4 protein-coding genes and 1 pseudogene are annotated in these 6,000 nt (G+C 64.9%); all 5 read right to left on the bottom strand.

From position 1 onward, the window contains the following. Positions 1-28 precede the first annotated feature (28 nt). Positions 29-103 (bottom strand): annotated as a pseudogene (locus tag ENJ19_00395) (translation initiation factor IF-3). A gap of 114 nt (positions 104-217) precedes the next feature. Then, positions 218-901, bottom strand: coding sequence for a hypothetical protein (locus tag ENJ19_00390; GenBank protein ID HHM04186.1), 684 nt, complete (start codon positions 899-901; stop codon positions 218-220). A gap of 87 nt (positions 902-988) precedes the next feature. Beyond that, complete coding sequence (locus tag ENJ19_00385; protein ID HHM04185.1) at positions 989-3,637, bottom strand: hypothetical protein; 2,649 nt, start codon at positions 3,635-3,637, stop codon at positions 989-991. Between the two features lie 185 nt (positions 3,638-3,822). Beyond that, positions 3,823-4,845 carry an aspartate-semialdehyde dehydrogenase gene (locus tag ENJ19_00380; protein HHM04184.1) on the bottom strand — a complete coding sequence of 341 codons (1,023 nt, stop codon included), beginning with the start codon at positions 4,843-4,845 and terminating at the stop codon, positions 3,823-3,825. Between the two features lie 56 nt (positions 4,846-4,901). Beyond that, complete coding sequence (gene leuB / locus ENJ19_00375; GenBank protein ID HHM04183.1) at positions 4,902-5,984, bottom strand: 3-isopropylmalate dehydrogenase; 1,083 nt, start codon at positions 5,982-5,984, stop codon at positions 4,902-4,904. Between the last annotated feature and the right edge of the window lie 16 nt (positions 5,985-6,000).

The raw sequence follows: 6,000 nt of genomic DNA, 5'->3' as shown, positions 1-6,000 counted from the left end.
TTGCCGGCAGCTGAGTGTCGCTACGACACTACTTTTTTTTCGGGGCGATAACCATAACCATCTGCCGCCCCTCCATCTTGGGGAACTGTTCCCGGGTTAATAGCGCTTGTTGAAAAACTCCGTTTTTCAACAAACTGTGTACGGTGCAGGGAGGCACCGTCATGTTCAATGACGAGAAGTCATTGAACATGTGAGGCCGCCGGAAACGGTGCGCATTCTACATTTGGGCCAGGGCGCCGCAGAGCAGGGCCAAGCCCAAGGGAATGGCCCATTCCCACGGGGCGGGGGGAGACAGGATCTCAATGACCACCGGTTCACAGGGCGCCGTTTCCCCCTTGCTCAAGGCGCGCGCATACAGGACACGGCCCACGCTGGCGGCGCGGTGCCAGGGGCTGCCCGCCGCCGGCTCAGCTTGGATGCCGGGGCTGTCACGCAGCGCTGTCACCGCCGCCAGGGTCAGACCGATCCGCACCGCGAAGCGGTCCCGCGACAGGCCCAGCCAGCTCAAGGGTGTCGCCAGATCCCTGAGGGCGCCGACCAGCGCCGCCTGGGGCGTGAGGACCAGGCACACAGCCACTGCGGCGGCGATCAGCGCCAGCGCACCAATACGCAGCCCCCCCGCCGCCAGGCCCTCCCATGTCGGCAGCCACGCCGCCAAAGCCGGGACGTCCAACGCCGGCACGCCCGGTGTAAACCAGCCGAACACCACTACGATGGAAAGAAAAAACCAGCGCAGACGGCGCACCAGGCGGGCGGCCGCCCGCCGCGCCTCCATGCCGCTGCGCCACAACAACAGAGCCACCACGAAACTGGCGCCAGCAATCACGGCAGGCTGACCCCAGGCCAGGGCAACGATCATGACCAGCAGGGAAAGAACCCGGATGAGGGGGTGGGGAAACATGGGGGAATATTACCGCAGGATACGTGCTGCGGAGCCATTGGGGTTTTGGAAAACAAAAGAAAAATAGGGTGCGGTGCGCACCCCGCGTCAGGCGATTTGCTCGACCAGGGTTTTGGCTTCGGCTTTTTGCTCGTCGCTGCCTTCGTTCAACACCTCATCGAGGATGTCGCGGGCGCTGTCCTGATCACCCATGTCAATGTAGGCGCGGGCCAGATCCAGCTTGGTGCCCACCACGTCGGTGCCGGCCAGCAGGTCCGTGTCATCCAGGCCGAAGTCCAAATCACCAAAATCGGAGGAGCCGGATGATTCCAGATCCCAGGAGCTGGTCTCGCCACCGGCTTCGGCAGCACCGGTTTCCGCCGCTTCCGCCGGAGCCGCGGGGGCGCCGTTCTGCTCCAATCCCTCTTGCGCTGCCGCCTGGGCCGTGGCAGGGGGGGCGGCAACCGCCTCATCGGCGTCGGCAAAGTCCAGCTCGAAGTCCAAGGCCTCCTCTTCCTCAGCTTCTTGCCCTGCACTGGCCGGTGGTGCCGGCTCCATCTGAGGCCCGGTGTCCAGGGAATCGCCGGGGCCGGCAGGGGGGGCTTCGCCCTCGTCCACGGTTTCAAAGTCGAAGTTCGATGACGGCAGTTCTGCCTCGTCGCCGGCGAAACCGGCGGCGGCCGCGGCGCTGGTGGCCGCCGCCGCCACAGCGGGCGCGGGAGCCGCGGTGTCACCCTCGGCAAAAAGATGATGGTCAGGACAAAGGTCGCGGCCCATTTGCTGCACCCGCATCCACATGGCATCGAGCGGGTCGTGCCCCACAGCCTCGAAGAATTCCTCCGCCAGGGGCCGGAACGCATCGGCGTTGCGCGCCGCGTAGTACACTTCCAGCAGTTTCAGTTTGAGTTCGCTGCGGTCGGGGCATTTTTCCAGCGCAGCCTTGACCAGATCCTCAGCCTGCTGGAAGCGACGGTAAGCCAGGTAAACGTCGGCTTCCACCAGGGGATCGATTTCACCTTCGCTGGTCTGCATGACGTCCAGGTCTTCGGTGGCATCGTCCAGTTCGTCTTCCACCTGTTCTTCATCCAGACCGGACAGGGCGCCGAAAGCGGAGTCCCCCTCGTCCCGCTCTTCGCTGAAACTCAGCGTTTCGGCGGGCAGTTCGGATTCGGTTTTTTCTGCCACCGGCGCGGCCGGCGCGGGCGCCAGGGGCGCATCACCGGCCTCGGCGCGGCGGCGGCGGATCACCAGGGCGGCCAGGGCCAGCAACAACAGCACCCCGCCACCAGCGGTCATCAGCATATTCGGGTTGCCAAGAATACCGTCCAGCAGGGAGGGCTCGCTCAGTTCCCCGCCCAGATCCACCGTAGGCTTGGGTGCCGCGGCCGTGGACCCGGTCCCGGCGTCAGCAGCGGGGGCATCAACGGCCGGCTCCTGAGCAGCGGGCACCGCCGGCGCCTCAGCGCCGGCCAAGCCGCCTTCCCGGACCGCGGCACCCTCGACCGCGGAGGGCATATCAGCGACACTGCCTTCCTCCGCGCCGGCGCCGGTACTTTGATCCGTCTCCTCAGCCAGACGCTGCTGGGCGGCAGCCAAACCGGCATCATTCACATTCACCAGGCGCTCCAGTGCGCTGATCTGGCTTTCCAGGCTCGCCACGCGGGTGCGCAGGGCCTCGTTTTCCTGGCGCGCCACGTCGGCGGTTTCCATGGCCAGGGCCAGTTCGTTGCGGAGTTTGGCCAGCTCGGTGGCCACCCCCCCGGCGCCGGCACTGCCGTCACCGGGCGCAACCAGGCGCAAGCGGGGACCCTGGCCACCACCGGCCGGGGCCGCGGCCGCGGGCACCACGGCCGCTTGCGCCGCTTTCAGGCCTTCGGCACCGCCGACTTCCTTCCAGTAAGCATGCTGGCGTTTCACTTCGCGCACGGCTTCCGGGTGGGACAAGGCCGTGATCAGGGAACGCTCCGGCAGGCGCAGCACATAGCCCGCTTTCAGGCCGTTGACGTTGTTGCCCTGAAAGGCCTCGGGATTGGCTTTGACCAGGGCCAGCATCATTTGCTGGACACTGACGCCCTCGTCCGGCCGCAAACGCTCGGCCACGCTCCACAGGGTGTCGCTGAGCTGGGTGGGACCATAGCGCCGGCCCCGGTCGCGCAGCCGCGCCACACGGCGCTCTTCGACCACGGTGGCTGCCGCCGCTGCCGGGGCAGCCGCTTTGGCAGCGGGGGCCGGAGCTTTTGCTGGCGGGGGGCCTGCCGGCGCAGCGGCGGCGCTGTCGCCGGGCACCGGCGGCTCGATGGCCGGTGCCGGGGTGTCGCTGACGGTGGGGGGATCGAGCAGCACGGTGTATTCGCGCAACAACCGCCCCGCGTCCCAGCGCAGCTCCACAATGAAATCCAGAAAGGGTTCACGAATGGACTGGCCCGAACTCACCTTGACCACTGCCACGCCATCCGCCAGGGTTTGCACGTCAAAATGCAGATCGTTCAACAAGGCCAGGCGTTCCACCCCCGCCTGGGCGAAGGCTTCCGCCGGCGCCAGCTCAACAACGGCGCTGCGAAGTTCGCCGGGGCGGTCGCTGACCAGGCGGATTTCGGCGTCGAGAGGGGCGTTGAGCGTGGAGTTCAATTCGATGTCGCCCAGGCCCAGCGCCTGGGCACGCCCTCCGCAAGCCATCGCAACGGCAGCGGCAAGGGCCAGCTTACGCACCTGCACACGTCTCCCTTTTCGCTTTGTCACTCGTCTACCCCTTGACATCGTGGCTTGATTGGCTCCTGTTCAGCCATACTCCAACAGGCTTCAGCCGGCATCGAGAGAGGTATCGGATAAGCTGGCCATTGCTTTAATCAGGGCGCTTCGCCTCCTGCGCACGAAAAGTGGTGTCCTCAGGCATGTCCGCGCCCGTGCGGAAAAGGGCGCCGAAACAGCCGCTGTCGCTGCACTTAAACGTAGTCTTTTACCAAAATTTCAGCAATTTGAACACTATTCAGAGCGGCCCCCTTGCGCACATTGTCGCCCACCACCCACAGATTCAATCCGCGGGGATGGGAGATGTCTTCGCGGATACGCCCCACGTAGACGGGGTCCTGCCCCGCCGCTTCGGTGACCGCGGTGGGATATCCGCCGGCTGCGCGCTCGTCCATCACTACCACGCCGGGCGCCCGCTCAAGCAGCTGCCGCGCCGCCGCGGCGCTGAGCTTGCTGCGGGTTTCAATGTGGACGGCCTCGGAATGACCGTAAAACACCGGCACCCGCACCGCCGTGGGATTCACCTGGATGCTGTCGTCCGCCATGATTTTCCGGGTCTCCCACACCATTTTCATTTCTTCCTTGGTGTAACCGTTGTCCTGGAACACATCGATATGGGGCAGGGCGTTGAAGGCGATCTGCTTGGGATAAACGCTGCATTCCACCGGCTTGCCATTGAGCAGCTGGGCCGTCTGCCTGGCCAGTTCCTCGATGGCTTCCTTGCCGGTGCCGGAGACGGCCTGATAGGTGGCCACATTGATGCGCTCAATGCCGGCGGCATCGTGCAAGGGCTTTAAGGCCACCAGCATCTGAATGGTGGAACAATTGGGATTGGCGATGATGCCGGTCTGCCGGTACCCGGCAATGGCATGGGGATTGACTTCGGGTACCACCAGCGGCACGTCCTCGTCGTAGCGAAAATGTGAGGTGTTGTCCACCACCACCGCCCCCGCCGCCGCGGCCCGCGGCGCGTGCTCAGCGGAGACACGGCCACCGGCGGAAAACAGGGCGATCTGCACCTTGGAGAAATCGAACTCCGCCAGGTTTTGCACCGTCAGATGCCGGCCTTTGAACTCCACCCGGTTGCCAGCGGACCGCTCGCTGGCCAGGGGATAGAGCGTCCCCACGGGGAAATTGCGCTCGGCCAGAATACTCATCATGGTCTCGCCCACGGCGCCGGTGGCGCCGACCACGGCTACGTCGTATTGTTTGCTCATCTCGCCCCCCTCATAGATCGGCTTTGCGCCCTGCCATCGCCCGTCGCTCTGGCCGTTTATGCCCGCTGCAATGCCGCCACCACGGCATCACCCATGGCCGCCGTGCCCACCTTGCGTGTCCCGGCGGAATAAATGTCCGCGGTGCGGTAACCCGCACTGAGCACGCTGTCCACCGCCGCCTCCACCCGCTCCGCCAAGGGCGCGGCGCCCAGCGAATAGCGCAACATCATGGCAACGGACAGGATGGTGGCCAGGGGATTGGCAATGCCTTTCCCGGCAATGTCCGGTGCCGAGCCGTGGATGGGTTCATACATGCCTTTGCCGTTGTCATCCAGCGAGGCGGACGGCAGCATGCCGATGGAACCCGTCAACATGGCCGCCGCGTCGGACAGAATATCGCCGAACATATTGGTGGTCACCATCACATCGAACTGCCTGGGTGCGCGCACCAGTTGCATGGCGGCATTGTCCACGTACATATGTGACAGCTCGACATCGGGATAGTCATTGGCCAGGCCGGTCATCACTTCCCGCCACAGTTCGGTGCACTCCAGCACATTGGCTTTGTCGACCGAGCACAAGCGTTTGTCGCGTTTCATGGCGGTGTCAAAGGCCACCCGGCCGATGCGACGTATTTCATTTTCACTGTAGACCAAGGTGTTGAAGCCTTCGCGCTGACCGTCCTCCCGCAGCCGCACCCCGCGTGGCTGACCAAAGTAAATGCCCCCGGTGAGCTCCCGCACAATCATGATGTTCAAGCCCGCCACCAGCTCCGGTTTCAGCGTCGAGGCCCCGGCCAGTTGGGGAGATAAAATGGCGGGACGCAAATTGGCGAACAGGCCCAAGCCGCTGCGCAGCCCCAACAAACCTTTTTCCGGGCGGATGGCGATATCCAGGCTTTCCCACTTGGGCCCGCCCACGGCGCCCAGCAACACAGCATCCGCCGCCTGGGCCAGCGCCAGGGTGCTGGCGGGCAGGGGCTGACCGGCTTCATCAATGGCCGCGCCACCCACGTGGGCGTGCTCCAGCTCCACGTTCAAACCGTGGTGCTCTCGCAGGCAGTCCAGCACCTTCACCGCTTCAGCGACGATTTCGGGACCGATGCCGTCGCCCGGCAACACCAAAATCTTTTTGCTCATTCTGTGTCTCTCTTGC

The sequence above is a fragment of the Gammaproteobacteria bacterium genome (genome assembly GCA_011375345.1).
Classification (GTDB): Bacteria; Pseudomonadota; Gammaproteobacteria; order DRLM01; family DRLM01; genus DRLM01.
The sequence above is the reverse complement of the archived record's forward strand: the minus strand, read 5'-3'. Positions and strand labels throughout refer to the sequence as shown.